This window comes from Streptococcus sp. SCPM-O-B-15304 (M98) (genome assembly GCF_058200215.1).
The window spans coordinates 1-271 of record NZ_JBYQGQ010000053.1; the positions used below are offsets into that span (position 1 = coordinate 1).

The following is a 271-nucleotide window of genomic DNA, read 5'->3' on the forward strand; positions in this document are numbered from 1 at the left end:
ATAAATAGTCCGTACGGGATTCGAACCCGTGTTACCGCCGTGAAAAGGCGGTGTCTTAACCCCTTGACCAACGGACCATATTTCAATGGGCACGAGTGGACTCGAACCACCGACCTCACGCTTATCAGGCGTGCGCTCTAACCACCTGAGCTACGCGCCCAAGTTAAACAACTTGGTAAATGAACTATATGTTCAAAGCGGGTGACGAGAATCGAACTCGCGACAACAGCTTGGAAGGCTGTAGTTTTACCACTAAACTACACCCGCTAAA

The 271-nt window shown here is 49.8% G+C and carries 3 tRNA genes; all 3 read right to left on the minus strand.

The features are described from left to right. Window positions 1-5: 5 nt before the first annotated feature. The 3 genes from AC3E7H_RS10020 to AC3E7H_RS10030 all read right to left on the minus strand — a co-directional run bounded on the left by AC3E7H_RS10020 (window position 6) and on the right by AC3E7H_RS10030 (window position 267). A tRNA-Glu gene (locus AC3E7H_RS10020) sits at window positions 6-77 on the minus strand. Window positions 78-86: 9 nt separating this feature from the next. Then, window positions 87-160, minus strand: a tRNA-Ile gene (locus AC3E7H_RS10025). A gap of 36 nt (window positions 161-196) precedes the next feature. Beyond that, window positions 197-267, minus strand: a tRNA-Gly gene (locus tag AC3E7H_RS10030). Window positions 268-271 lie beyond the last annotated feature (4 nt).